Origin of the sequence: Massilia sp. X63 (assembly GCF_041023745.1) — a bacterium.
In the GTDB taxonomy this organism is placed as follows: Bacteria; Pseudomonadota; Gammaproteobacteria; order Burkholderiales; family Burkholderiaceae_D; genus Telluria.
Genome location: NZ_JBFTEF010000044.1, coordinates 1 through 1,099 on the forward strand (window position 1 = coordinate 1; position 1,099 = coordinate 1,099).

General features: G+C 65.4%; 1 protein-coding gene. It reads left to right on the forward strand.

All coding sequences use genetic code 11. The features are described from left to right. A partial coding sequence (locus AB3347_RS25855; RefSeq protein WP_369094519.1) for an AAA family ATPase occupies nt 1–1,099 on the forward strand: 1,099 nt, incomplete at both ends.

Sequence of the window (1,099 nt, forward strand, 5' to 3'; positions counted from 1 at the left end):
GTGCGCAAGGAAACCGACGAAGCCTCGCTGCGGCGCCTGGAGCTGATCGGCGAGGAGATCGCGCGCCTGGAGCGCGAGTACAACGACTACGAAGAAATTCTCAAGTCCGAGAAGGCGGCGGTGCAGGGCACTACCCACATCAAGGAAGAGATCGAGCGCATCCGCCACCAGATGGAGGAAGCCAAGCGCCAGAGCAACTGGCAGCGCGTCTCCGAGCTGCAGTACGGCCAGTTGCCCCAGCTCGAGGCGCAGTTGAAGAAGGCCGAGGAAGCGGCCGAAAGCGCGGAAGGCGACACCGGCAAGCCGAAGCTGCTGCGCACCCAGGTCGGCGCCGAGGAAATCGCCGAGGTGGTGGCGCGTGCGACCGGCATCCCGGTCTCGCGCATGATGCAGGGCGAGCGCGACAAGCTGCTGCACATCGAGGAAAAGCTGCACGAGCGCGTGGTGGGCCAGGACGAGGCGATCGAAGCGGTGTCGGATGCGATCCGCCGCTCGCGCGCCGGCCTGTCCGACCCGAACCGCCCCTACGGCTCCTTCATGTTCCTGGGCCCGACCGGGGTCGGCAAGACCGAATTGTGCAAGGCGCTGGCGAACTTCCTGTTCGACACCGAGGACGCCCTGGTCCGCATCGACATGAGCGAGTTCATGGAGAAGCATTCGGTGGCCCGGTTGATCGGCGCGCCGCCGGGCTACGTGGGCTACGAGGAGGGCGGCTACCTCACCGAAGCGGTGCGCCGCAAGCCCTACAGCGTGATCCTGCTCGACGAGATCGAGAAGGCGCACCCGGACGTGTTCAACGTGCTGCTGCAGGCGCTGGACGACGGCCGCATGACCGACGGCCAGGGCCGCACCGTGGACTTCAAGAACACGGTGATCGTGATGACCTCGAACCTGGGTTCGCACAAGATCCAGTCGATGGACACCGACGAGCCGGGCGTGGTGAAGCTGGCCGTGATGGCCGAGGTGCGCGGACACTTCCGCCCCGAGTTCATCAACCGGATCGACGAGATCGTGGTATTCCATGCGCTCGACGAGAAGAACATCGGCGCGATCGCCAAGATCCAGCTGCACAACCTGGAGCAACGCCTGGCCAAGATGG